The organism is Evansella sp. AB-P1, assembly GCF_029688925.1.
Classification (GTDB): domain Bacteria; phylum Bacillota; class Bacilli; order Bacillales; family Salisediminibacteriaceae; genus Evansella.
In genome coordinates this window covers 71,712-95,730 of record NZ_JARUKY010000002.1, presented here as the reverse complement: position 1 = coordinate 95,730, position 24,019 = coordinate 71,712, and the positions used below count along the sequence as shown (strand labels likewise).

Here is a 24,019-nt window from a genome sequence, read left to right as displayed (position 1 = left end):
ATTTATATATCTTCATTAACAAGAATTACTTCATCCTTTAAACATTCCTTACACAATAATAAGTGGGGACATAAATGTTCTTCATTATCATTTTTAATACCATCCTCTAATTTCATTAGATCAATGGATTCATATGCACTATAATCATCATAATAATCATGAAGGCGTCCCTCATCCTCCATTATCGTTTGACAAGATGGACACTTTTTGTTTATTTTCTCCATACCATTACACACTGGACAAAAACTCAATTTCCCCACTCCTTTACCTGAAAATTCCCCCCAAGTGCAAGATTACTTGCATGTGAGGTCTACTGAAAAAATCGATAATCCTAATATAGATACTCTATTCATTCGCTACACCACACTTCCCTTTCACCACAAGGGCATAAGTGCGACATCTGATGTGATTCCACTCATTCCAATTGGATAAAAATTATTTCATCTCCCATGGTGCAAATCTCCACTTGCATGGGTGGTCTACCCCATAATAACAATTATCGAACTTATGAATACTAACAAATAAAGGTTAAGTTAATCATTCGTTTCATCCACTAATGCAGTAATACTTAAATCATCTTACAAAAAGAGGATGGAGCTTGTCCATCCCCTTTACAGCCATGTTATTCATTTACATTATTGTTGTTGACCGCCAAATTGTTGCTCAGCCATAGATACTAGACGCTTTGTAATTTCTCCACCAACAGATCCGTTAGCACGAGAAGTAGCATCTGGTCCTAGCTGAACTCCAAACTCTTGTGCAATCTCATATTTCATTTGATCAAGAGCTTGTTGTACTCCAGGAACAAGTAATTGGTTTGAACTGTTGTTGTTTGCCATGTGTCTCACCTCCTGTCGTAATCATAGTATGATTCATTTGTTTTCAGGTATGTAAAAATCTAATTAGCAATTTTTAGGTAACGATGATAGAAACGATGATATCGGCATTTTAAGCAAATAAATAATGTGAATTAGAAAAAAGAAACCTAGGATCCAATTCCTTATTATGCATATTTTCCAGTCTTATTTAATTGTTCGGCAGATGACGCAACATGAGAATATGCTCATTATAAAAATTAAAAGACCGTCCAGTCATTTTATAATGACCTTTAGACAGTCTTTTTTGAAGTGAATACTACTATGATATTTTGTTCTCAATTTTTCTATTCTTTAATTAATGTGGGTTCCGTTACAGCTTGAATGTCCTCAAAGCTATAGTCACCTAAAATTTCCTTTAAAACTAAACCGCGATCAGTCACATCGATCACTGCTCGATCCGTAATGATACGATTAACAACTCCCATTCCAGTTAAGGGTAAGCTGCATGTATTTAATATTTTAGGGGCGCCGTTCCTGTTCACATGCTCCATAATAATAACGACTTTCTTTGCTCCATGAACAAGATCCATGGCACCACCCATTCCCTTAATCATTTTTCCTGGGATCATCCAGTTTGCTAAATCTCCATTTTCTGCAACTTCCATAGCTCCTAATATTGCAACATCAATATGTCCTCCACGGATCATTGCAAAAGATTCTGCACTACTAAAAAAGGAGGCTCCGTCAACAGTTGTTACTGTTTCTTTTCCGGCATTAATTAAATCTGCATCTACCTCTTCCTCCGTTGGAAAAGGACCAATACCTAATAATCCATTTTCTGATTGTAAAATAACTTGTTTATTTTTAGAAATAAAATTTGCTACCATCGTAGGCATACCAATTCCCAGATTTACATAATCGCCGTCATGGATTTCTTTTTCAGCTCTTCTTGCAATGAGCTCTCTCAATGCTTTCCGATCAACTGCCATTTCATTCCCTCCTTACTTTTTATGATTGGGCGATCGTTCTTCTTTCTATCCGCTTTTCTTGTTTTCCAACTATTAATTTATTTACGTAAATACTCGGTGTATGAATATGCTCCGGGTTTAATTCCCCAGTTTTAACCAAGTTTTCAACCTCTGCAATGGTTACCTTACCTGCAGCAGCCATCATAGGATTAAAATTTTGTGCTGTCAATCGATAGATCAAGTTTCCGTGAAGATCCCCTTTATAAGCTCGAATGAGGCTATAGTCAGCTGTAATTGCTTTTTCAAGTAGATATTCTTTTCCGTCAAAGGTTCGTACTTCCTTCCCTTCAGCAATCTTCGTTCCTACTCCTGCTGGTGTGTAAAATGCAGGAATACCAGCTCCACCGGCACGTATTCTTTCAGCAAGAGTCCCTTGGGGAATAAGCTCTACCTCCAATTCACCCGCTAGCACTTGCCGTTCAAACTCTTTGTTTTCGCCAACATACGATGCCATTATCTTTTTGATTTGCTTATTTTCTAATAGTAAGCCTAGACCCCAATCGTCCACACCGCAATTGTTTGATATAATTGTCAAGTCCTTTACACCTGACTCTCTAAGTCCTTTAATTAAATTTTCAGGTATTCCACATAAACCAAATCCACCAACAAGTAATGTAGAGTCATCTTCAATATTTTCTACAGCTTCCGTAAACGAGTTTAATATTTCTTTCATCTCTTCTCCCCTCCATTCAATGTATTTATTAAACAATCTTCTTAAACTGGATAAACAGAATGCTTCCGATCTGTAAAAACTTCATATTTTGATGAATAATGTTCAAAGCGTGAAACTAAAGCATTTCTGAGGTGATCAGCTGGAACAACATCATCAACAATCAACTCAGAAGCTAGTCTGTATATATCAATATTTTCTTCGTATTCCTTTCGCTTTTCTTGAATAAATGGAAGCCGTTCTTCAGTGGGCAGTGAACTTATTTTATTAGCATAGACGGCATTGACGGCAGCTTCAGGCCCCATAACTGCTATTTGTGCAGACGGTAATGCTATACAGCAGTCAGGTTCAAATGCAGGACCCGCCATAGCATAAAGTCCAGCCCCATACGCTTTTCTAACAATGACAGAAATTTTCGGCACAGTAGCTTCTGCCATGGCTGAAATCATTTTAGCACCATGTCGAATAATTCCTGCTCTTTCCACCTTTGTTCCGATCATAAATCCAGGCACATCTGCTAAGAATAATAATGGGATATGGTAGGCATCGCATAAGGTAATGAATCTAGCGGCTTTATCGGCAGAATCGTGAAAAAGGACGCCTCCTTTCTGTTTAGGCTGATTAGCAATAATACCAACGGACATACCATTCAATCTTGCAAAACCTGTTATAAGCTCCTTTGCAAACAGCTTTTTCATTTCGAAAAAACTACCATTATCGATAATGCCATCAATAAAGTCGTACATGTTAAAAGGGGTATTTTGATTTTCCGGTATGATTTCTTCTAATGTTTTTTCCAAATCCATTGGTGGGACAGATTTCTGTACTGTAGGTTTTGATAGATAATTTGAAGGGAAGTAACTAAGGTAATCTTTTGCTTGATGAATAGCCTCCTCTTCCGTAGATACAAGGATATCGCCACAACCGGAAATAGAGCAGTGCATTCGTGCTCCTCCCATTTCTTCAAGAGAAACCTTTTCACCAATTACCATCTCTGCCATCCTAGGTGAACCTAAATACATGGAAGCATTTCCATCTACCATCATTACTACGTCACAAAATGCGGGGATATACGCACCTCCTGCTGCAGAGGGACCAAAAAGAAGACAAATTTGTGGTATTTTTCCTGAAAGCTTAACTTGGTTATAAAAAATTCTTCCGGCACCTCGTCTACCGGGAAACATTTCAATTTGATCTGTAATTCTTGCTCCTGCAGAATCTACAAGATAAAGAAGTGGAGTCTTTAGCTTTTCAGCTTTTTCTTGAATCCGAATTATTTTTTCTACTGTTTTTGCCCCCCATGATCCTGCTTTAACAGTAGAATCGTTTGCCATGACACATACGTTTTTTCCTTGAACCTTTCCTACTGCCGTAATAACGCCATCTGCTGGCAGATTATTTTCCTGACAATTGGCAAACATCCCGTCTTCATTCCATTCCCCCTTATCAAAAAGTAATTCTAAACGTTTTCTAACAAATAACTTCCCTTTAGTTTGATTTGCCTGATGGTATTTATCTGAACCACCTTTTTCAATATTGTTAACGAGTTCACTCCACCTATTATCCTTACTCATTCACCAACACCTCCATCACCGTTAACTTCCTTATTCACCTGTAAAATGTGGGTTTCTTTTTTCTTTAAATGAAGCTAGACCTTCTAGACGATCTTTTGTAGGGATGACTACTTCATAGGCATTTTCTTCTAATTTTAATGCAGTGTTTAGTTCCATTTCGGCACCTTGATTCATTGCATATTTAGCTTGCTTCATTGCTATTGGGCCATTTCTACAAATTTTATGAGCTAAATTCTCAGCAGTAGTTAGTAATTCAGCAGCTGGAGCAACCTTCAATACTAAGCCCCATTGTAATGCAGTGTTTGCTAATATTTTTTCCCCTGTAAAAATCATTTCCTTTGCTCTTTGCATTCCGATTGCTCTTGGTAAGCGTTGCGTTCCTCCTGCTCCTGGTATAATACCTAAGCTTGTTTCTGTTAGTGCAAATGTTGCGTTATCGGATGATATTCTTAAATCACATGCTAAAACTAATTCTAAGCCCCCTCCAATTGCAGCTCCATTAATTGCAGCAATAACAGGTATTGGAATATGTTCGATTTTATTTATCGTGTGCCGAATTTTTTTTACAGCCTCCTTCACTTGCTGTTCTGTCATTCCTCCTCTTTCCTTTAAATCAGCCCCAGCACAAAAAACGTTATTTCCATCACCAGTTATAATGATTGCTCTAACGTTGTCATTCTCTTCCCACTGATCCAATTGTATATTTAATTCTTCAAGCATTAACATAGATAATGCATTTGCTGATTCCTTACGCTTTAGCTTTAACAATCCGACTCTATTTTCTATTACAGCATCTATTGTTTTCAATAAAGCTAACCCCCTTTTACATTCAAGCCTAGCTGGTGACTAGGTAAGGATTTCGAAAACAGTGATTGAATATATCGGCTAGCCCTAAGCAATTTTTCAAAATCAATTTCAGTTTCACATCCCATTGCATCTAACATATAGATAAAATCCTCCGATGCGATGTTACCAGATGCTCCTTTCGCATATGGACATCCCCCAAGCCCACCACAACTGCTATCAAAAGTTGATATTCCATTAGATAAGCCTACAAGCGTATTAGCAAGAGACATTCCTCGTGTATCGTGAAGATGTAATGCAATGGAGGTAGGAGGAAGGCTTTTTAATAACTCCATTAAAACTTGGTTCATTTGTACTGGATTTGCAATTCCTATTGTATCGCCTAGAGATAACTCATATATTCCCATTGAAAATAATCGATCAGCAATACGTTTAACACGTTCAATAGGAACAGCACCTTCATAAGGACAGCCAAATACAGTGGAAACATATCCTCTAACTTTTTTTCCAGAGGCTATTGCATCTTTAATAACCTCATCTAGGATCGGAAAGGTTTCATCTATGGATTTATTTATATTTTTTAAATTATGCGTCTCAGTAGCAGACATAAAAATAGATACCTCATCCATATCTGCTTCTAATGCCCTTTCTAATCCTATTCGATTAGGTACAAGGGCTGCATATGTTACGCCTTCTTTTCGTTTGATTCCTTTGGCTACCTCCATGGCATCTGCTAATGCTGGTATCCATTTTTGATGTACAAAGGAAGTAACTTCAATATAAGAAAGACCTGATGAGGACAATAAATTAATCCATTCTATCTTTTTATCTGTAGAAATAAATTGCTTTTCATTTTGAAGACCATCACGAGGTCCCACTTCTTTTACATGAATAAAATGAGGGATTTTCATATGAAAGCCTCTCCTTCCTATTCTTCTCTAATAAGAAGTAAGACGTCCTCTTCATTTACAAAGGTTCCCTCTTCTACCTTCACTTCCTCCACGATCCCCTCTACTTCTGCTTCGATGGGGATTTCCATTTTCATTGATTCAAGAATAACCACTTCATCCCCTATTCGTACATTATCTCCTACCTTCACTTGAACCTTCCAAACGTTTCCTGCCATCGATGTTCTTATGTTTTTCATGTTACTCCTCCCTCGTTTGGGTTATTTTAATGTTGGAAGTAATTCGTCATATACAAAATTGGTTGTAACGAGTCCTCTTTGAAATGAATCACTTTTTAACACATTTATTATTAAAGGGATATTTGTCTTTATCCCATCAACCTCAGCACGTTCCATGCATTCTAAAAGTAAGTGAATAGCTGCTTCTCTTGACTCTCCTTTTGCAATTACTTTTCCAATCATTGGATCATAAAAGGGTGTTATTTCTTTCCCCTCTATTACGCCAAAATCATATCGAATGTGGTCCATCTCAGGAAATCTCCATTTCAGTAAATGGCCTGGTGAAGGAAAAAATCGAACAGGATCCTCTGCATAAATCCTAGCCTCTATTGCATGGTTTTCTTTATTTTTATAAGGTGTTATACATTCTGTAACATCTTTTTCTAGAGCTAAGTTCAATTGAAGCTCCACAAGATCAATCCCAGTAGTTTCTTCTGTTACTGGATGCTCCACCTGAAGTCTTGTATTCATTTCTAAAAAATATATCTCTTCCTTTTCATCAACTAAAAACTCAACGGTTCCTGCATTTGTATAATGAACAGCTTTTCCTGCACGGATTGCTAATTCGTGCAGCTTCTTTCTCCCTTCTATGGATAAAGAAAGTGCAGGAGATTCTTCAATGATTTTTTGATGACGCCTCTGTATTGTACAATCTCGTTCTCCTAAACAAATGACGTTTCCATTCGTATCTCCAACTATTTGCGCTTCAATATGACGGGGGCCTTCAATGTATTTCTCCAAGTAAATATCACTAGAACGAAAAAACATGGCTGATTTTTTCATGATAGATGGAATGACTTTTAATAATTCTTCTTCATTTGTTACTTTTTCCATTCCTATTCCGCCACCACCAGCTGCAGCCTTAACCATGATTGGATAGCCAATTTTACGTGCTGCTAACATTACCTTCCTTTCATCGGAATCAGTAATTGTTGCTCCTGGAACAACAGGAATATTGGCAGCTTCCATCATATTTCTCGCTTTAATTTTGTTCCCCATTTGGTCAATCACAGTAACACTTGGTCCAATAAAAATTATCCCAGATTCCTTTATCTTCATTGCAAATTCACTATTTTCAGATAAAAAACCATAGCCAGGATGTATGGCATCAACGTTTGCCTTTTTCGCAACATCTATGATGTTATTTATATTCAAATAGCTTTCTTTTACCCTAGATCCTCCAATATAGTAAGCTTCATCAGCCATTTGGACATGAAGACTTTCTTTATCCGCATCTGAATAAACAGAAACTGACTTTATTCCTAGTCTTTCACACGTTTTAATGACTCTCACTGCAATTTCACCGCGATTTGCTATTAATAGCTTTTTAAACACCTAGTTTCCCCCTTTTACTTCGGGCAACCAATCTCCCGAGCAATAACCATTCTTTGTATTTCGGATGTACCTTCCCCAATCTCTAGTAGTTTTGCATCCCGTAAAAATCGTTCCACATGGTATTCACGCATGTAGCCATAGCCTCCATGTATCTGTATAGCTTGATTACATATTCTCATAGCCGCTTCGGATGCAAACAGCTTTGCAAAGGCCGCTTCTCTCTTAAAGGGTTTTCCTTCATCCTTTAACCAAGCAGCCTTATAGACCATGTTTTGTGCTAATTCAAGTTCCATTGCCATGTCTGCTAATTTAAATTGAATGGCTTGAAAGCTTCCGATATACTTTCCAAATTGCTTTCTTTCCTTACTATAAGCAAGAGCTGCCTCATACGCCGCCTTTCCGATTCCTACAGCTAAGGCAGCAATTGAGATTCTTCCACCATCCAACGTATATAAAAATTGCCCAAAACCTTTACTAGGATCTCCTAAAAGGTTTTCTTTCGGTACTTTTACATCTTCTAACACTATTTCTGTTGTATTCGATCCCCTTACTCCCATTTTTTCGTATTCGCTTCTTATCGTTAACCCATTACAATCCGTAGGTACGATAAAAGCAGAAATTTTCTTTTTCCCTCTATCATCTGTTCCATTTAATGCTGTAACAATAACTGTTCTCGCAAAGCTTGCATTTGTAATCCAGCATTTTTCCCCATTGATCAAATAATGATCACTAGAAAGGACTGCTTTTGTTCGTGTCCCACCTGCATCAGAACCTGCATTTGGTTCTGTTAAGCCAAAGGCTCCTAAGCTTTCCCCTTTTGCTAAGGGGACTAAATATTTTTCCTTCTGTTCCTCTGTACCAAAGTAATATATAGGAGAAGCACCTAGAGACACTGCTGCAGCATAACTTAAGCCTGTGCTTCCACAAGCTTTTCCAATCTCTTCAACAGCTAAAATATAGGAGATTGTATCTCCACCTGATCCACCGTATTCCTCTGGAAAAGGTATTCCTAATAAACCGAGCTCTCCCATCCTTTTGAAGCTTTCAATTGGAAAACGTTCCGTTCGATCAATTTCTTCTGCAATAGGAGCTATTTCTTTGTTTGCAAAATCTCTGACCATCTCACGAATCATCTCTTGTTCCTTCGTAAAGGTAAAATCCATTCCATCCTCTCCTCTTAGCTTTTTGTAAGGGCTTACATTTTTAAGAGTTATAACATTACAATGGAATGCTGAAATATTTGTTTGTTTGATTAGAAGAAAATAGCAAAGTGAATGATATTCCTTGGTATGTATGTTTGTGGTTTTGGGATACTTGTCATATTTATAGAAACCGCGGATTGTTATATAGAATAGAAGTTTGGTAGGTCATAACTGACTGAGCAATCGTTCAGAGTCACTCCATTAGATGTTTTTACTGTCTATAGGCTGTATGTTTATTATATGAAATCTAGAATGAATTTACAAATATTTTAGAATTTTTAGTATTTTGAGTTAATTAATCACAATCCACTAAATAGCTGATAACCTTGCAACCCCTTAAATAATATATATTTTAGTAGTTTTGAAAAATGACAAAAATGAATGTTGTCATTTGGGTTAATATTTCCTAAACAGAGGAGTCTTACATCTTGAACCAACAAAATCAAATGTTGAATAAATCAACATTACCAATATTAAAAAAGCTGTCCTGAAGAAATAAATATTATCCCTTCAAGACAGCGATATTTTTTCGTTTATTAAACGTGTTCAAACATCCGTTCAATTGCTAATTTCCCATCAGCTGCAATGGATTGATCAACTCGAATGACATTCATTGGTGTTCCTTTTTCAATCTCTTCTAGTGCCCATACAAAATGCGGTAAATCAATTCTGTTCATCGTTAAGCAAGGACACATCTCAGGGTTTAACGATACAATATCCTTGTCTGAATGCTGCTGAATTAAACGGTTCACAAGGTTCATTTCCGTTCCAATTGCCCATTTACTTCCTGCAGGTGCAGCTTTTATGGTTTCTATTATATACTTTGTAGAACCATCTAAGTCTGATGCACGAACTACATCATGGGTACACTCTGGATGAACTAAAATTTGTCGATCTGGCTCCTCTTTACGAAGCTGCTCTACGTGCTCTATACGGAAATTTTCATGAACAGAGCAATGCCCCTTCCAAAGGATCATTTTTACGTCCTCATGTGGATTACCTTCAAAATTATTTTGAATTGGATTCCAAACAACCATATCTTCTAATGTTATTCCTAAGTCATAAGCTGTATTTCTTCCTAAATGTTGGTCTGGTAAAAATAGAATTCGCTTCTTTTGTTTAAAAGCCCACTGAAGCATTTTTTTTGCATTAGAGGATGTTACTGTTGCTCCTCCATGCTTACCTACAAAAGCCTTAATTTCTGCAGTTGAGTTTACATAAGTTAATGGAACGATTGTATCGCCGTAATGCTCCACTAATTGTTCCCAAGCTTTTTCCGTCTGCTCCATATTGGCCATGTCTGCCATTGAACAGCCAGCACGCATATCTGGAAGTACAACTGTTTGATGTTCACCTGTTAAAATATCAGCCGTTTCTGCCATAAAATGAACACCGCAAAAAACAATATAATCTGCTTCTGCATTTTGTGCTGAAATCTGTGCTAATTGAAGAGAATCACCTGTAGCATCAGCAAATTGAATCACTTCATCCTTTTGATAGTGGTGACCTGGAATAAATAAACGACTTCCTAATTTGCTTTTTATTTCATTCGCCCGCTGAATTAACTCTTCTGTCGTTCTTTGTTTATATTCTTCCGGCAACGTCGTTTGTACTGTATCAAACAGTTCTATACTAGCCATTCATTACTCCCCCGTTTCTAAAATATCTAGGCTTATGTCTAACGCTTTAGCTGAATGGGTTAATGCCCCTATGGAAATAAAGTCAACACCTGTTTTTCCATACTGTGATAAGGTATCAAGAGTAATTCCTCCAGAAACTTCTGTAATAATGGAGCTAGGTACTGCTTTTCTCCATTCGATTGCTTCTTCTACAGAACAGTTATCAAACATGATGACATCAGCTCCAGCTTCCACTGCTTCTTTCACCGCTTCTAACGACTCTGCTTCCACTTCAATCTTCATCATGTGACCAGCCTTCTCTTTAACACGCTGAACAGCAGCAGTAATAGAGCCGCATTGAGCAATGTGATTATCCTTTATCATAATTGCATCATCTAAACGAAGGCGATGATTCTTCCCTCCACCACAAACTACTGCATGCTTTTCTAGCATCCTTAATCCTGGTGTCGTTTTTCTCGTATCACAAACAGATGTATGTGATTCACGCAACTGTTCTGCCGCTTTCCAGGTTAATGTTGCAATTCCACTCATTCGTTGCATTAAATTGAGCAGCACTCTTTCCGTTGATAAAATATCCACTGTAGGTCCTGTAACCTCTGCTATTATATCTCCTGCTTTCAAAGAGTCTCCGTCACGTTTTAACAGTGTAATTTCAATATCTTCTTGAAGTAATTTATACCCTTCTTGAAGTATCATTTCTCCAGAAAAAATACCATCTTCTTTAGCCAAATAGACTGCTTTACTTCGTTCATTTGAAAAAATCCATTCTGATGTCCGATCACCAAAGCCTAGATCCTCTTGAAAAAAATCTAGTAACTTCCCCCTAAGTGATAACTTATTCACAATATGTTGCCCCTTCCCTTATTGATTTGACGCTACTCTTTCCTTTTTTTGTAATGTAATTTGCTTTCTATCCCATTCCTGAAGTGGTAAAGAATAATCAGTTCGATAATGCGCACCACGGCTTTCCGTTCTTTCTAATGCAGATTTCCCCATTAGGAAGGCAATGATCATCATATTCGATATCTCTAACTCTTCTTTTCTCCATAAAGTACGATCTATTTTGAAATGAGATTGAATATCCCACTTTTCTAGCCATTGAATAAGTTTAGATAGATTTTGTTCATTTCGAACTACCCCAAGTGATCTAGATACAAAATATTGAATTTCACCCTTTGAAGGTAGTTTAACCGTATTTTTTAATAATTTTTTCAGCTTTTGATTTTCTTTTCTAGCATAATTAGTAGGCATATTAGGTTCTTTACAGATAAATTCACCTATTCTTTCCCCAAAAACAAGGGCCTCTAATAAGGAATTGCTTGCTAAACGATTTGCTCCATGCACTCCTGTCCTAGCAGCTTCACCAACTGCATACAAATTAGGAATTGTCGTTCTCCCATTAGAATCAGTTACAATTCCTCCCATTAAAAAGTGAGCACCTGTTGTAATTGGGATGAGTCCTTTTTCCAATGGAATATGTGCATTTTTACACAAACGATAAATCGTTGGAAAACGTTTTTCAAAATTTACTATTGCTGAAATATCTAAAAAGATTTGTTTCCCAGCATGTGTTTCCCGTTCAATGACACGGGCCACTACATCTCTAGGTGCTAAGTCCTTTAGAAGATGGACATTCTCCATTATTTTTCTTCCCGTTTCATCTACTAATATTGCACCTTCGCCTCTTAATGCTTCCGATGCCAAGCCAACAACACGACCTTTGTATTTAATTAATGTAGGATGAAACTGCATAAATTCTAAATCAGACAAAGCAGCTCCAGCTCGATATGCCATTGCTAACCCATCGCCAATAATTGCTGTATCATTTGTCGTAGCCTCAAATAAACCACCGCAGCCACCTGTTGCTAATATAGTATGACCACCTCGATGCTCAACTATAGTTCCATTATGATTTTTCGATAAAACACCTTGACACTGTCCTTCACCTATAATTAGATCGAACACCATCTCATTTTCAAATATTTGTATATTGGGATGATCCTTCAGCTGACGATGCAAAAATTCCATGCATTTATAACCTGTTTGGTCACCACCAGCATGGAGAATTCTTCGATTTCGATGAGCACCTTCCATCCCTAATGATAACTCTCCATTATGATGATCAAAAGTCATACCTTGTTTTAACCAATTCTTTACACGGCTTAATCCTTCATTTACAAGAATAGAAACCATGTCTGGATCATTATGAAAGCAACCTGCCTCAAGGGTATCTTGGAGATGTTGAAAGGGACTATCTTCCTGATGTATCGCCGCAGCCATTCCACCTTGCGCTCGCCAAGAGTTCCCTCCAGTACGAGGCTCCTTTGTAAATATCTTCACATTCTTTTCATTTATTAGTTTCATAGCCGCAACAAGAGCAGCCATTCCAGATCCTACGATGATTACATCACGATCGGTAGCCATTTTGTTACACCCTTTTTTTACATGTGTCTTGACACCTATATTTACATAAATTTAAACTAATGACAAGACATTTATTAATTTACTATAAAAATATTCGTATTTTGCTCTTCTATTGACTACGCTGAAAATAGAATAGTTCAATAATAGAAGGACGACGACTCCAATGGGGAAAAGTAACTGGTGAAGGCTGAGGTATTACTGGAACCAGGACGGTGACATTACTCCGTTGCCTACAGGACGTAGGCGGTACTTAGGCCTAATTGAAGGATGGCAGGATTATGACGTTGCGACGTGGGCTGCCCTTAGGCATAATTGTTCCTAATAGAACGGATGAACTTTCAGATGATTAATTTTCATCCCCAATGGTGCAAATTCATACTTGCATCGAGGTCTACCCTGAAAAATAAAAACGGTTCAGTAGTGAATGGTGACGACTCCAGTGGGATCAGCACGAGTCCGAAAATCCCCTAGCACTTACTGAGTAAGTGGTAGGAAGTTGAGGCCGTGCCCACGCAGCCAGGATGGCAGGATTACGCCGTTGCCCACAGGACGTGGGCTGCCCTTAGACGTAATTGATTCACCAGTAACGAATGAACCACCCTGATGTATAATTTTCATCCTCCATGGTGCAAGTTTTGCTTGCATGTGAGGTCTACCCTGAAAATAGATGGTATAAAAGCAAAATGATGTATAGACAAAAATGATTATTTTCATACTTCATGGTGCAAATCTTCACTTGCATCGGCGGTCTACCCTGAAAATACGAAAGAAGACTCGATATTGTTCCCGCAAATGATGGAATAACAAAAATGCAGGAAGAATGAAGCCGCTTTTGTTCCCGCAAATAATGGAAAAACAAAAGTGCGGGATGAATGAAGCCACTATTGTTCCCGCAAATGATGGAATAACAAAAATGCAGGAAGAATGAAGCCGCTTTTGTTCCCGCAAATAATGGAAAAACAAAAGTGCGGGATGAATGAAGCCACTATTGTTCCCACAAATGGTGGAAAAACAAAAATGCGGGATGAATGAAGCCACTTTTGTTCCCACAAACGGTGGAAAAACGAAAATGCGGGATGAATGAAGCCGCTTTTGTTCCCACAAACGGTGGAAAAACGAATATACGGTGAGAATGAAGCCGCTAGATAGAAATATTTTCATCCCCCATGGTGCAAGATTCACTTCACTTGCATGTGAGGTCTACCCTGAAAATAAAACGATTCAGTAGTGTAAGAAAGAAGAGAGGCAAAGAGAGGGGTAAAAATGATTTATTTAGACAACGCTGCAACGACAAAAATGTCCCAAAAAGCTATAGAAACATATGTAAAAGCTACCAATGAATATTTTGCAAACCCTAGTAGTTTACATGAGCAAGGAGAAAAGGCTAAGCTATTATTAGAAAAGTGCCGTGAAGAATTAGCAAATCTACTTCGGGCAGAAAAAAATGAGATCTATTTTACAAGTGGTGGATCTGAATCAAATATACGTGTATTAGAATCGTTATTTTTAGCAAATCGTCACAAAGGAAACCATGTCATTACAACAGCAATGGAGCATCCATCTGTTCACTCCTTTTTTAAAGGACTAGAGAAAAAGGGGATAGAAGTTACCTACGTAGATATAAATAATGAAGGACAAGTTACGATAGAAGAATTAAAGAAATGTATTCGCCCAACCACTTTTCTTGCATCTATTCAGCATGTCAATTCAGAAATAGGAACCATTCAATCTATGAAAAAAATAGGTACTTTATTAAAGGAGAATGATATTGTTTTTCATAGTGATTGTGTACAATCCTTCGGTAAGCTTCCAATTGATGTACATGAGTGGAATATAGATGCTGTTTCTATTTCTAGTCACAAAATTCATGGTCCAAAAGGAGTTGGAGCCGTCTTCTTATCTTCTTCGGTTTTATGGGAGCCTATTGATCCTTTCACTAGTCATGAAGGAGGTTTTCGGCAAGGTACCGTGAACACTCCTGGCATCGCAGCATTTACCGCTGCTGCAATGGATATCTGTAGTCAACAAAGGAAACATCTTGATCATATATGGGATCTACGAAATACACTCATTAACGAATTAGCTCCTATTCGTCAGTTGCTTCTAATAGAAGGAGGAAAGGATAAGTCTAACCAACTGCCACATATTATAGGAATGGGACTTCATGGTATCGAAGGGCAATATATGCTGTTAACATTAGATCGTTTCGGGATATGTATTTCAACAGGTAGTGCTTGCCAGTCAGATAAACAAGACCCTTCTGTTGTCATGAAGGCATTACATCGTTCATCACAGGAGGCAAAGCGCTTTTTCCGAATATCGATGGGAATTTATAATACAGAAGAAGAGATAAAGGAAGCAGCAAAACGAATGATTCAATGCTTTCAAGAAAAGGAGGGGTATAGTCATGGACGTAAAACGTAAATGGTTAGGAGAAGAACGTCGAGAAAAAATCATGAGTTTATTAAAGGAACGAAAAGATCCACAAACAGGAAGTTCATTAGCTGATGAATTACATGTTAGTAGGCAGGTTATCGTTCAAGATATCTCTTTACTGAAAGCAAAAAATATTCCTATAATGGCTACTAGTCAGGGTTATGTATTGGCTAAAGAAGAGCATGAAGGATTACCTTTTTCACGTGTTGTTGCATGTTACCACCCTCCAGAACGTACAGAAGAGGAGCTTCTTTTACTTGTTGATCATGGTGTTACTGTAAAGGATGTTAAAATTGAACACCCTGTTTATGGTGATCTTACTTCGTCCATCATGGTAAGTAATCGTAAGGAAGTAAGACAGTTTTTAAATAAAATTATGGAAACGAAGGCATCATACCTTTCCGAATTAACAGATGGTGTCCACCTTCATACGTTAGAGGCTAAATCAGAAGCTGATATTGATGATGCAGTTGAAGCACTAGACAATGCTGGCTTTTTACTGAAGGATTAATACAAACCTGTTTGGGAGGAAGGATCGAATGCCAGAAAAAAAACATGCTTTTTTTTGTTACGGTAAAAATGATGAAATAGTAGCAGAGTACTGTAAGGAATTACTTAACTACGCAGTTAATACGCTAAAGCTAGATAGTGAAAAAGAATGTTTGTTTTACAAGGACGTTGGATCTTCATCCACAAATAAGTATAGAATGATGGATAACCTTGATCATATTCAATCCGTCATTTTACCGGCATATTATCATTTAAATACTTCTAGAGTTTTGTTTTATGAACTCTACGAAAAAAAATTTGTTGATAAGAGTATTGAAATCATTTGCTTAGATGAGGAGCAATCTAGAAACAAAACTTTAACATAAATAAGAAGGATAGGATTCCTTTTTTCGTTAGGCTGTTTTCGCAAACTTTTAGAAAAGAGCCTTTCGTTACAATAATAAACGATGAAAAAGTACTCTCCTATCCTTCGTAATGAATTTTATGTTAGTAGAAAAAAGAAAATATTCAATATACCTCTGACTCTACCTCCACAACCTTCGTCCATCTAACTTCTCGACCAAAGCCCTCTTTATGGATATACACAACATACATGGGATCATTACCAGTAAAGCCATCGTCTTCGAAGTACATTCTCACTTTATATTCTCCAGCTTCCTCAGGAGTCCAAAAACTTAGTAAGTCACTGTATGAATCAAGTTCACGATCTGTTTCTGCTATAATTTCCTCTTCTATTAATGCATTTATTACAGTTTCTACATCTACGTCTTTCCTGCCTATACTACCAGGAATAAAATACTCATCTGCTTCGTAATCAGTATATCCCATCACCTTTGTTCCTTGGATAAAGGGATAAATCATATTCCATCCATCCTTTTCCCGATGGACTACTACTTCAAGGACATAATCCTTATGACTCATATAATCGTTATCATTAACCATTAATGTTGCCTTTATAGAAACATCCTCTGGTGTTACGGAATTCCCTAACGAAGGGGGAGTAGAACTATCTCCATTAAACAAAAGTAGAGTAGCAAATAATACAACAGCCCCTATACTACTAAAACTAACAGCTATTTTCTTCCATGTTCCTATGCTTCTTTTCTCTTGTTGAGAATCTGGGGAAAAGTGTAGTATTGTCTGGCGTATTTTATTCTTTTCTTGTTCGTCCATTTTCGGCTTTCGTGTCTCCCCTAAAAATTTGTCAAATTCATCATTTCTCATCTTGCACTCCTCCTAACTCCCTTTTAAGGGCAAGCTTAGCACGATGGTAAGTTAACCGAACCTTACTTTCCTTCCAGTCTAAAACTGCAGCCGTTTCTGATACAGACAATTCCTTTAAGCCCTTTAAAATAATGACATCACGATAAGTAGGCTTTAACCGATGAATTCCGTTGTATAGGGCTATATTTATTTCATTTTTTTCGAGAATGGTTTCTGGAGTAACCTCATTTGTTCCTTCTTGTCCTATATCAGAGGAGAGCAACGTTTTCCACTTATTTCGACTTCTTTTTCTTATTTCATCAACAGCTAGGTTACGAGCAATGCTATATAGCCAACTTTTTTCTTTCCCCTCATCTTGAAAGGAATCGATATTTTTCAATGCCCGAATAAAAACCTCCTGTACGAGATCCTCAGCATCCTTAACTCCTACTCGGTAGATGAGAAATTGATAAATATCATCACTATATAGATCAAACCATTTTATAATGATCCTCTTATTTTCCATAGAACTCTCCCTATTTTTGTTTATCTATGTATAAAACGTTTGCCAAAAGCGTTTGTTTCAGTTTAGTTTATCACTAATTTTAATTATTAAAGGAAGAGAAAACTTGAAGCTTATTCGTGAAGCATATACTCTCGACGTTGGATTCGTCACCCTTCTCTACTGAACCGTTCTTTTTTAGGGTAGACCGCCCATGCAAGTGGAGACTTGCACCATGGAGGATGAAGATGTTCTTTTTAAAGTATACTACCTACTACCTTCACGCATTTGTAATCTTCCGCCGTTTGTGGGAAGAACATCGTCTTCATTCACCCCGCATTTGCTTTTTTCACTGTTTTCCGGGCTTCTAGAACGTTTCTTGGATACCGCATTTGTGTTTTTCATTGCTTTCCGGGCTTCTAGAACGCTTCTTGAATACCGCATTTGTGTTTTTCATTGCTTTCCGGGCTTCTAGAACGCTTCTTATTTTCAGGGTAGACCGTCTAACTTATCAAAAATATACTGTATTATCTCTAGGAAGATATAATAAAAGAGGCTTTCTCTTAGTCATCATTTCATGACCTTTGAGATAGCCTCTATTACAACTATGGCACAAGAAAGCCCCTTCATTCATTGATGGGGATGAATTGTGCCAATTCTTTTTAGCTATTCATTAGTTTATTGTGTAACAAAATAATTATGATATGGTATAATTAGTTGTGGAGAGGTGGTGGATTTAATGGCTACAGAATATACTCATAAAGACTTTAAAGGTAGTAGTAGTCGAATTCTTAGGGAAAAACACCCGCACCTAAAAAGTAGGTTGCCGAGCTTATGGACAAGGAGTTATTTCAGTTGTACGGTAGGACATATTTCTGAAAAAACGGTTCAGGAGTATATTAAAAACCAAAAAAATGTGTAAGTAAGGTGGTGATACCATTGGCTAAACAATCCTATATTTTGTCTCTCCCTCTCGTAACAGAGGAATGGCAAGAAGATGTATTATCCAAGCGATTAGAGATTGCTAGAAACATGTATAATGCCTGTCTAGGAAGGTTAATGAAGCGTTATAGACGTATGAAGCAAGATAAGGAATATAGGTGTTGGGTACAGCAGAAAGCATCTAAGGAACGTTCTCAGGCACTGAGAGAGTTAATAAAAAAGCATGAGTTAAGCGAATACTCTATTCATGCCTTTGTAAAGCCAATGCAACACTACTTCAAGGAAAACATAGATAGTTTGACAGCTCAAAAAATAGCGACACGTAGTTGGAGGACTTTTGAAAAATACTTATTCCATAAAGACACCAAAGTCAAAGGGAACAGCATTAGTCTCTAAAACAGATACCATAGTTTTAGAGGAAGTGCCTTTAAGTACCTTAGAACCCACCGAATTCATTCGTGTGGAGGTTCAGCTTTCTTAAGTGTTAATCCTAATTAAATTCAATGACTTTTCCATCAATTGGGTCTACCATCAAATACTTATCTACTCCATTTAACTTTATTGTGTAATAGTAGTTCCCGTTTAGTAAAAAACGCGAATCGTTATAATACGTATATTTCCAGTCTGTTTCGAGAAACTCTATCGTTTCTATTTCATAGTATTCTTCAACAATTTCTTTCCCCTCTTCATATGTCACAGAAGGCATAGCTATCATAAAAGCGAACATTAAAACTAAAAATGCACCACTGTTACCCATAATTGCTCGTTTATTTTCCTTCACAATAATTTTGTGTATCATGATTAGTTGCGGAATAAACATAACAACAAAAAAGCCTGATTCAATAATATTTCCATACACCGAATAATTTATATATAACAATGTTGCGAATCCTGAAATATTTAAAATTAATAAATAGATTCCCCAAAATTTGTAATTCATATATGGTTTCCTCCACTACCTTTATATTCCTTTTTTATTTATACGTTGTAAAAAGGAAGGAGGTTTCAAGATTAATTTACTGACATTTACCAAAACGTTAGAATATCAAAAATTCCGATAAGAATCATAAAACTCCCTGCAACACGTTGAACAATTAAACCAACTTTCCGGCCTTTTTTTAACACCTTACCACCAAGACCGAGGTACCATATAATGAATATTACAATAAGAAATGGGACAGATGTACCTATAGCAAATAACGGTGGCAATACTGCACCATACGCTGTAGAAAGAGTCATAGGCATTAATAACATAAAAAATAAAAGAAACATTGTTGGGCAAAAACCGAGAGAAAAGCTGAACCCTAGCATAAATGCGCCCCACTTACCATGACGGTTTTCTTTTGAAGTAGATTTCCACAAATTAAAATTCCACCGCATTTGAAACAAACCTAACATAAATACCCCAATAATAATAAGTAAAGGACCTAATATTTTTCTCATAGGTTCAAATAAGTACGGTAATTGTTGCTGTATTTCTTGTCCAAGTAAAAAAACAATAAGTCCTAATCCAGAAAAGGCTACAATTTTCCCAAGGACATAAAAAATAGTGTCAGACCAGGAAACACCCTTTTTCAGTGAATTGGTTCCATAAAGAGTAATAGCACTAATATTTCCAGAAAATTGACATGGAGCCAATGCTCCTACAACACCTAATAATAATGCAAATAGAATTGGAACAGATTCTACACTATTTGCTGCATTCATAAAGGGTTCACGAAAAAAGTAACTAATTTGCTCTATATATTGAAACATTCAATTATCTCCTCACAAGTAATCTATATTTCTCTTAATAACTTATATTTTAACAAAAATACAGGAATTAATTGTGAAGAAAACTTGTATTGTAATATTTACATATTGCGAATACAATCAAAGGCAACATTGCTGAATAGATTAATACCACTTCATAATAAAAGCCATTTAGCTAATATTATTTTTTTACTATTAAAATATACATTTCATATCGTGCTGATTATTCGAATATAACGTAATAACACTTATTAACGAGGAGGGAGAACGATTAAGATTTTAGCTTTTTTAGTTGGTCTATCTATCCTAACCTTTTTGAATACACGAACAAAAGAAAGGCCAAACGAAGCATATGGATTTATCAAGTTTCTTGACTTAAAGCAGGATCCAAATGCTTCTACTGAACAGAAAAAAGAATTTATTAACTTAGATGCCACAAAAGAAGAGAGCAATGATAGTGGGTTAGGGGATATTGGTAGTGGAGAATAACATAAACGATAGCAGATGTGGAAGTGCTAGTTTAATTACCAGGTTAGCATTTCCAATCGTTCATCGTTTTTGAAGACAGACTCTCTTTAATTTAGTCTAATTTTACGCTTAAAATCCTCCAGTGAATCCTCTGGAAATATTTCAATTCGCGGTATTTCATACAGATGTATTCCTGGACGAGCTATTTCAGGTACTACTGTATAGGCCATCTCAAACTCTAACTCCTTCAATACATCAATCGTTTCTTCATTATATCCGCCATATGGATATGCAAAGGCACGATTTCGTTGGTCTAAATTCACAATACTCGCTTCTAAGTCGTATTTTATATCTTCTTTTGATTTAGCAATTAGGTACGGAACATAATTAAATGTTCGTTTGTGGTAATTATACGTATGACTTTGGAATTCAAATACATCACAGCTATTAATTATTTCTGATTCACTTAAATATTGATAGGCATTCGCCTCATATTTACTATCTTTACTTGTAATAGCTCCAGTAATAATAAAATTTAAGGCCGTTAATCCATTTTCTTTTAATATAGGATACGTTTCTACATAATTATCTTTAGATCCATCATCGAAAGTTAGAACAATACTATTTTTCGGAACCTCTAGTTCTCCCTTCAAAAATAGCTTAAGCTCCTTTGATGTTAATGTAGTGAAATTATGTTCCCTCAGTAATTCCATTTGGTCGTTAAAGCTTTCTTTTAAAAGAATCGTAGAATGTAATCTGTTTTCTTCGTCAAAATGGTTTTCTGCAAGATCTTCTTCATCAATTACTCGGTGATACATAAGCACTGGTACTTCATCGGCTCCTTGTCCATCATCAACCTGAAAATCTCTGACGACATCTGTCCATCCTTGACACGACTGAAGTGGTAAGCTTTTGTCTCTTGGATAAAAGTGTGGTTCTTGAGACAATGCCTCAGCAAAATCAGCATAATATACTTTTACAATTATTGAGAATATGAGTAAAAACGAAACAACAAAGGTCATATTAAAAACGATTCTTTTCATTTTAACGATCTCCCATCAACCTACTTTTTCGTTCATAAAAACGGTCTTTTCATTTAACAGAAGTACTCCTTCATCATAAGATTGACTATTTGTCCCTATTCTCGTTGCAACATTCCACTTTTCTTTGTTGATAAAATACATGATTGTTCCAGAGATTACAAAAGCTAGCCCTAATAACCGATATGTAATAATCTCTATAGGTATAAATGTTGCAATTTTCAGATAATCTTTTCTATGATAACGTAATCCAAATCGTCTACTTACAACTAACGTAGAAAAGCTTTGATAGTTTCCAAGAAAGAAAGTGACAGTTAATAGCCCAAGTGCAATCATGTAATGCTCAAGGTTAAAAATTAAGATAATAGGTATAAAAATGATTGGGAAAGCACTTAATGTCCCTAATAGAAATGCTTCGATAAGAAAGAAAATGGATAATCTAAAGCCAAATCTGTTAAAAAATGAAGTTCTATAAGTGATCACACAATCCATAAATGCTTTTTGCCATCTAATTCGTTGGTTAAATAATGCTTTGTAAGTTTCTGGACATTCTGTATAACATGTTGCTTGTGGATTAAATATCAGTTTACAATCTTTGTATTTCGTTTTTACTAATCGTTGGATTCTTAATGTAATATCCATGTCCTCACCGACAGTTTTTCTAAAGCCATCAATTTCAAATAATATATTTTTCCTGAATGCTCCAAATGCTCCAGCAATAACAGTTATGGAACTCATCTTCATCAGTGTAAATTTATGCAAATAAAAGGCTGTTAAATATTGAATGATTTGATAACGAATGATTCCAGAAGTTAGAAAAGTTGGCTTAGGCCTTAGAAAGTTTCCATGAAAGCCTTGCCCAATTTGCACCATTCCTCCTGCAGCAATAACTTTTTCATCCTCAAATGCTTTGTTCATAGCTTGTAGAGAATGGGGTTCTAATATGCTATCTGCATCAAGTGTAATGACAATCTCCTTTTTCAAATATTCAATACCTGCATTTAAGGCGTCTGCTTTTCCTCCATTTTCTTTATCTATAACGAGAATTTTAGGGTATAGCTTTGATTGATATACTTCAATGATAGCTTCATGTGGAATTTTAATTGCAGGTAACCTTTGGAATGTTGGTTCTAGTTGCAAATGCTCCTTTAGAATATTTAAGGTTTGATCAGAAGAACCATCATTGATAAAAATAGCTTCATAGTTTTTGTATTTTAGATTAACAATTCCTTGTAGACAATTTAGAATTACTTTTTCTTCATTGTAAGCAGGAATTAAAATTGAAATTCCTTTTTCCTTCTCTAATTTACTAAACCTATTTTTGCTTTTAACTGCAAATAATGGAACAAAAATATAAATTAACTGAAATAACATATAAATGAAAAACAATACTAATGTAATTTTAAGAAACATTATTCATTCCCCCTCTCCTCTTGATAGACTCGTACATAATCAACTTCATAGATTTGAGGGAATATGGTTGTTTCATCAGGACTACCAGGCCAATTTCCTCCTACTGCCGTGTTTAAATATAAGTACATATCAACATGTGGAATAAATGCATCTGTACTAAATTTCTCCACATCATCAATAAACCATGAAATTTTAGTAGGGGACCATTCCACACTGTACGTATGAAAATCCTTCGAATAATCGTTTCCTTTGTGCATTTTTGAAATAGTAGTAAGCTCCCCTTGGTCATTCAACCAATGCAGCACCATCCATATTTCATCTGGTTTATGACCTAACATCTCCATAATATCGATCTCAGGTAGCCACGTTTCATCAACATTTGGCATCATCCAAAATGCTGGAAAGATACCTTGGCCACTTGGCAATTTAGCTCTCATCTCCACTTTTCCATATCGAAAGCTAAACTTATCCTTCGAGTGTATAGCACCAGATGTATATTCTCTCCCATTGTAACTTTCTCTTTTGCTTAATAGATTTAAAATTCCATCTTCAACCACCACATTATTCGGTGTATAAAACTGTAATTCATTATTTTTTTCTGCTGCCCAATTTTCTACATTCCATTTGTCTTTATTCAATTCTTTAAATTCAAACTCATCTTGCCAAATTAATTCCCATCCCTCTTTCTTTACAGGGTGAACATAATGAATGTCATCACTATCTCTTTCGTAATTTATTGACTCTAGTTTTCTATCAAGTACTGCCTTGCGTAGAGATATATCTTCACTTATCATTTCAGATCTATTTTGAAAAATTGTTATTTGTGATAATTCATCAAGATGTAAATTACTTTCAATAAAGTACAACACACCAATAACTGCTGGAACAATAAAAGCGAGTATCGTTGAAAATACTTTTGATTCTCTATTCATGTAGCTCCCCTCCACAAAATTACCAATAACGTTCTCAATAAATAACAATCAGTTAAGGGAAATCCCTTCATCTATGTTCTTTATAAAGAACTTATTCGTATTATATTACGAATTATCAAGAAGGGGAAAAGGCAAAATCT

26 protein-coding genes are annotated in these 24,019 nt (G+C 36.3%); 6 read left to right on the top strand and 20 right to left on the bottom strand.

All coding sequences use genetic code 11. From position 1 onward, the window contains the following. Positions 1-2 precede the first annotated feature (2 nt). The 13 genes from QA612_RS02675 to nadB all read right to left on the bottom strand — a co-directional run bounded on the left by QA612_RS02675 (position 3) and on the right by nadB (position 12,681). The gene (locus QA612_RS02675) at positions 3-251 is read right to left on the bottom strand and encodes a hypothetical protein (RefSeq protein ID WP_278282210.1); all 249 of its coding nucleotides are present in this window, start codon (positions 249-251) and stop codon (positions 3-5) included. A 384-nt stretch (positions 252-635) separates the two neighbouring features. Next, positions 636-839 (bottom strand): alpha/beta-type small acid-soluble spore protein, encoded by a 204-nt coding sequence (locus QA612_RS02670; protein WP_278282209.1) that lies wholly within the window; start codon positions 837-839, stop codon positions 636-638. A 323-nt stretch (positions 840-1,162) separates the two neighbouring features. Beyond that, positions 1,163-1,807: a 3-oxoacid CoA-transferase subunit B gene (locus tag QA612_RS02665; RefSeq protein WP_278282208.1), complete on the bottom strand. Its 645-nt coding sequence runs from the start codon at positions 1,805-1,807 to the stop codon at positions 1,163-1,165. A 19-nt stretch (positions 1,808-1,826) separates the two neighbouring features. Then, the gene (locus QA612_RS02660; RefSeq protein ID WP_278282207.1) at positions 1,827-2,519 is read right to left on the bottom strand and encodes a CoA transferase subunit A; all 693 of its coding nucleotides are present in this window, start codon (positions 2,517-2,519) and stop codon (positions 1,827-1,829) included. Between the two features lie 41 nt (positions 2,520-2,560). Continuing rightward, on the bottom strand, positions 2,561-4,090 hold the full coding sequence (locus QA612_RS02655) for an acyl-CoA carboxylase subunit beta (RefSeq protein ID WP_278282206.1): 1,530 nt from the start codon (positions 4,088-4,090) through the stop codon (positions 2,561-2,563). 30 nt (positions 4,091-4,120) lie between these two features. Next, positions 4,121-4,897, bottom strand: coding sequence for an enoyl-CoA hydratase-related protein (locus tag QA612_RS02650; RefSeq protein ID WP_278282205.1), 777 nt, complete (start codon positions 4,895-4,897; stop codon positions 4,121-4,123). 5 nt (positions 4,898-4,902) lie between these two features. Then, complete coding sequence (locus QA612_RS02645) at positions 4,903-5,805, bottom strand: hydroxymethylglutaryl-CoA lyase (protein WP_278282204.1); 903 nt, start codon at positions 5,803-5,805, stop codon at positions 4,903-4,905. A 17-nt stretch (positions 5,806-5,822) separates the two neighbouring features. Then, entirely contained in the window at positions 5,823-6,041 is a 219-nt protein-coding gene (locus QA612_RS02640; protein WP_278282203.1) for an acetyl-CoA carboxylase biotin carboxyl carrier protein subunit, read from the bottom strand. A gap of 21 nt (positions 6,042-6,062) precedes the next feature. Beyond that, on the bottom strand, positions 6,063-7,415 hold the full coding sequence (locus QA612_RS02635) for an acetyl-CoA carboxylase biotin carboxylase subunit (RefSeq protein WP_278282202.1): 1,353 nt from the start codon (positions 7,413-7,415) through the stop codon (positions 6,063-6,065). Positions 7,416-7,429: 14 nt separating this feature from the next. Continuing rightward, positions 7,430-8,578 carry an acyl-CoA dehydrogenase gene (locus QA612_RS02630; RefSeq protein WP_278282201.1) on the bottom strand — a complete coding sequence of 383 codons (1,149 nt, stop codon included), beginning with the start codon at positions 8,576-8,578 and terminating at the stop codon, positions 7,430-7,432. Positions 8,579-9,153: 575 nt separating this feature from the next. Further along, positions 9,154-10,257 carry a quinolinate synthase NadA gene (nadA, locus tag QA612_RS02625; protein ID WP_278282200.1) on the bottom strand — a complete coding sequence of 368 codons (1,104 nt, stop codon included), beginning with the start codon at positions 10,255-10,257 and terminating at the stop codon, positions 9,154-9,156. 3 nt (positions 10,258-10,260) lie between these two features. Continuing rightward, complete coding sequence (nadC, locus tag QA612_RS02620; RefSeq protein WP_278282199.1) at positions 10,261-11,100, bottom strand: carboxylating nicotinate-nucleotide diphosphorylase; 840 nt, start codon at positions 11,098-11,100, stop codon at positions 10,261-10,263. 18 nt (positions 11,101-11,118) lie between these two features. Next, on the bottom strand, positions 11,119-12,681 hold the full coding sequence (nadB, locus tag QA612_RS02615; RefSeq protein WP_278282198.1) for an L-aspartate oxidase: 1,563 nt from the start codon (positions 12,679-12,681) through the stop codon (positions 11,119-11,121). A 1,263-nt stretch (positions 12,682-13,944) separates the two neighbouring features. Between nadB and QA612_RS02610 the strand changes: the two genes are divergently transcribed. Genes QA612_RS02610 through QA612_RS02600 form a run of 3 tightly spaced genes read left to right on the top strand, consistent with a single transcriptional unit; the run spans position 13,945 to position 15,992 of the window. Then, a complete protein-coding gene (locus QA612_RS02610; protein WP_278282197.1) occupies positions 13,945-15,105 on the top strand; it encodes an IscS subfamily cysteine desulfurase in 1,161 nt (386 codons plus the stop codon). Next, positions 15,089-15,628, top strand: coding sequence for a transcription repressor NadR (locus QA612_RS02605; protein ID WP_278282196.1), 540 nt, complete (start codon positions 15,089-15,091; stop codon positions 15,626-15,628). Before QA612_RS02610 ends, QA612_RS02605 begins: the two co-directional genes overlap by 17 nt. 28 nt (positions 15,629-15,656) lie before the next feature. Then, positions 15,657-15,992, top strand: a complete 336-nt coding sequence (locus QA612_RS02600) for a hypothetical protein (RefSeq protein WP_278282195.1) — start codon at positions 15,657-15,659, stop codon at positions 15,990-15,992. 142 nt (positions 15,993-16,134) lie between these two features. Here the strand turns inward: QA612_RS02600 and QA612_RS02595 are convergent, their stop codons facing one another. Then, the gene (locus QA612_RS02595; RefSeq protein WP_278282194.1) at positions 16,135-16,851 is read right to left on the bottom strand and encodes a hypothetical protein; all 717 of its coding nucleotides are present in this window, start codon (positions 16,849-16,851) and stop codon (positions 16,135-16,137) included. Continuing rightward, positions 16,841-17,356, bottom strand: coding sequence for an RNA polymerase sigma factor (locus tag QA612_RS02590; protein ID WP_278282193.1), 516 nt, complete (start codon positions 17,354-17,356; stop codon positions 16,841-16,843). Before QA612_RS02590 ends, QA612_RS02595 begins: the two co-directional genes overlap by 11 nt. A gap of 715 nt (positions 17,357-18,071) precedes the next feature. Between QA612_RS02590 and QA612_RS02585 the strand changes: the two genes are divergently transcribed. Further along, positions 18,072-18,254, top strand: a complete 183-nt coding sequence (locus QA612_RS02585) for an IS200/IS605 family transposase (protein WP_481804405.1) — start codon at positions 18,072-18,074, stop codon at positions 18,252-18,254. Positions 18,255-18,271: 17 nt separating this feature from the next. Next, positions 18,272-18,670, top strand: a complete 399-nt coding sequence (locus QA612_RS02580; protein ID WP_278282192.1) for a hypothetical protein — start codon at positions 18,272-18,274, stop codon at positions 18,668-18,670. 94 nt (positions 18,671-18,764) lie between these two features. Here QA612_RS02580 and QA612_RS02575 read toward each other — a convergent pair whose 3' ends face one another. Continuing rightward, positions 18,765-19,214, bottom strand: coding sequence for a hypothetical protein (locus tag QA612_RS02575; RefSeq protein ID WP_278282191.1), 450 nt, complete (start codon positions 19,212-19,214; stop codon positions 18,765-18,767). A gap of 86 nt (positions 19,215-19,300) precedes the next feature. Next, positions 19,301-20,029 carry an urease accessory protein UreH domain-containing protein gene (locus QA612_RS02570; RefSeq protein WP_278282190.1) on the bottom strand — a complete coding sequence of 243 codons (729 nt, stop codon included), beginning with the start codon at positions 20,027-20,029 and terminating at the stop codon, positions 19,301-19,303. A 312-nt stretch (positions 20,030-20,341) separates the two neighbouring features. On the opposite strand from QA612_RS02570, the gene QA612_RS02565 reads away from it, so the two are divergent. After that, positions 20,342-20,515: a hypothetical protein gene (locus QA612_RS02565; protein ID WP_278282189.1), complete on the top strand. Its 174-nt coding sequence runs from the start codon at positions 20,342-20,344 to the stop codon at positions 20,513-20,515. 86 nt (positions 20,516-20,601) lie between these two features. Here the strand turns inward: QA612_RS02565 and QA612_RS02560 are convergent, their stop codons facing one another. The 3 genes from QA612_RS02560 to QA612_RS02550 are packed head-to-tail and all read right to left on the bottom strand — an operon-like array spanning position 20,602 to position 23,879. After that, complete coding sequence (locus QA612_RS02560; protein WP_278282188.1) at positions 20,602-21,537, bottom strand: polysaccharide deacetylase family protein; 936 nt, start codon at positions 21,535-21,537, stop codon at positions 20,602-20,604. Positions 21,538-21,552: 15 nt separating this feature from the next. Continuing rightward, positions 21,553-22,947: a glycosyltransferase family 2 protein gene (locus QA612_RS02555; protein WP_278282187.1), complete on the bottom strand. Its 1,395-nt coding sequence runs from the start codon at positions 22,945-22,947 to the stop codon at positions 21,553-21,555. Beyond that, positions 22,947-23,879: a glycoside hydrolase family 16 protein gene (locus QA612_RS02550; protein ID WP_278282186.1), complete on the bottom strand. Its 933-nt coding sequence runs from the start codon at positions 23,877-23,879 to the stop codon at positions 22,947-22,949. The genes QA612_RS02555 and QA612_RS02550 overlap by 1 nt, the downstream gene beginning before the upstream one ends. Positions 23,880-24,019: the final 140 nt, after the last annotated feature.

Bases quoted from the DNA above. Each gene is read 5' to 3' on its own strand.
- QA612_RS02550 (WP_278282186.1), bottom strand. From the start codon at position 23,879: ATGAATAGAGAATCAAAAGTATTTTCAACGATACTCGCTTTTATTGTT.
- QA612_RS02555 (WP_278282187.1), bottom strand. From the start codon at position 22,947: ATGTTTCTTAAAATTACATTAGTATTGTTTTTCATTTATATGTTATTT.
- QA612_RS02595 (WP_278282194.1), bottom strand. From the start codon at position 16,851: ATGAGAAATGATGAATTTGACAAATTTTTAGGGGAGACACGAAAGCCG.
- QA612_RS02585 (WP_481804405.1), top strand. From the start codon at position 18,072: ATGGCTACAGAATATACTCATAAAGACTTTAAAGGTAGTAGTAGTCGA.
- nadB (WP_278282198.1), bottom strand. From the start codon at position 12,681: ATGGCTACCGATCGTGATGTAATCATCGTAGGATCTGGAATGGCTGCT.
- nadA (WP_278282200.1), bottom strand. From the start codon at position 10,257: ATGGCTAGTATAGAACTGTTTGATACAGTACAAACGACGTTGCCGGAA.
- QA612_RS02655 (WP_278282206.1), bottom strand. From the start codon at position 4,090: ATGAGTAAGGATAATAGGTGGAGTGAACTCGTTAACAATATTGAAAAA.
- QA612_RS02640 (WP_278282203.1), bottom strand. From the start codon at position 6,041: ATGAAAAACATAAGAACATCGATGGCAGGAAACGTTTGGAAGGTTCAA.
- QA612_RS02645 (WP_278282204.1), bottom strand. From the start codon at position 5,805: ATGAAAATCCCTCATTTTATTCATGTAAAAGAAGTGGGACCTCGTGAT.
- QA612_RS02670 (WP_278282209.1), bottom strand. From the start codon at position 839: ATGGCAAACAACAACAGTTCAAACCAATTACTTGTTCCTGGAGTACAA.
- QA612_RS02605 (WP_278282196.1), top strand. From the start codon at position 15,089: ATGGACGTAAAACGTAAATGGTTAGGAGAAGAACGTCGAGAAAAAATC.
- QA612_RS02665 (WP_278282208.1), bottom strand. From the start codon at position 1,807: ATGGCAGTTGATCGGAAAGCATTGAGAGAGCTCATTGCAAGAAGAGCT.
- QA612_RS02575 (WP_278282191.1), bottom strand. From the start codon at position 19,214: ATGAATTACAAATTTTGGGGAATCTATTTATTAATTTTAAATATTTCA.
- QA612_RS02600 (WP_278282195.1), top strand. From the start codon at position 15,657: ATGCCAGAAAAAAAACATGCTTTTTTTTGTTACGGTAAAAATGATGAA.
- QA612_RS02570 (WP_278282190.1), bottom strand. From the start codon at position 20,029: ATGTTTCAATATATAGAGCAAATTAGTTACTTTTTTCGTGAACCCTTT.
- QA612_RS02560 (WP_278282188.1), bottom strand. From the start codon at position 21,537: ATGAAAAGAATCGTTTTTAATATGACCTTTGTTGTTTCGTTTTTACTC.
- QA612_RS02630 (WP_278282201.1), bottom strand. From the start codon at position 8,578: ATGGATTTTACCTTTACGAAGGAACAAGAGATGATTCGTGAGATGGTC.
- QA612_RS02610 (WP_278282197.1), top strand. From the start codon at position 13,945: ATGATTTATTTAGACAACGCTGCAACGACAAAAATGTCCCAAAAAGCT.
- QA612_RS02590 (WP_278282193.1), bottom strand. From the start codon at position 17,356: ATGGAAAATAAGAGGATCATTATAAAATGGTTTGATCTATATAGTGAT.
- QA612_RS02660 (WP_278282207.1), bottom strand. From the start codon at position 2,519: ATGAAAGAAATATTAAACTCGTTTACGGAAGCTGTAGAAAATATTGAA.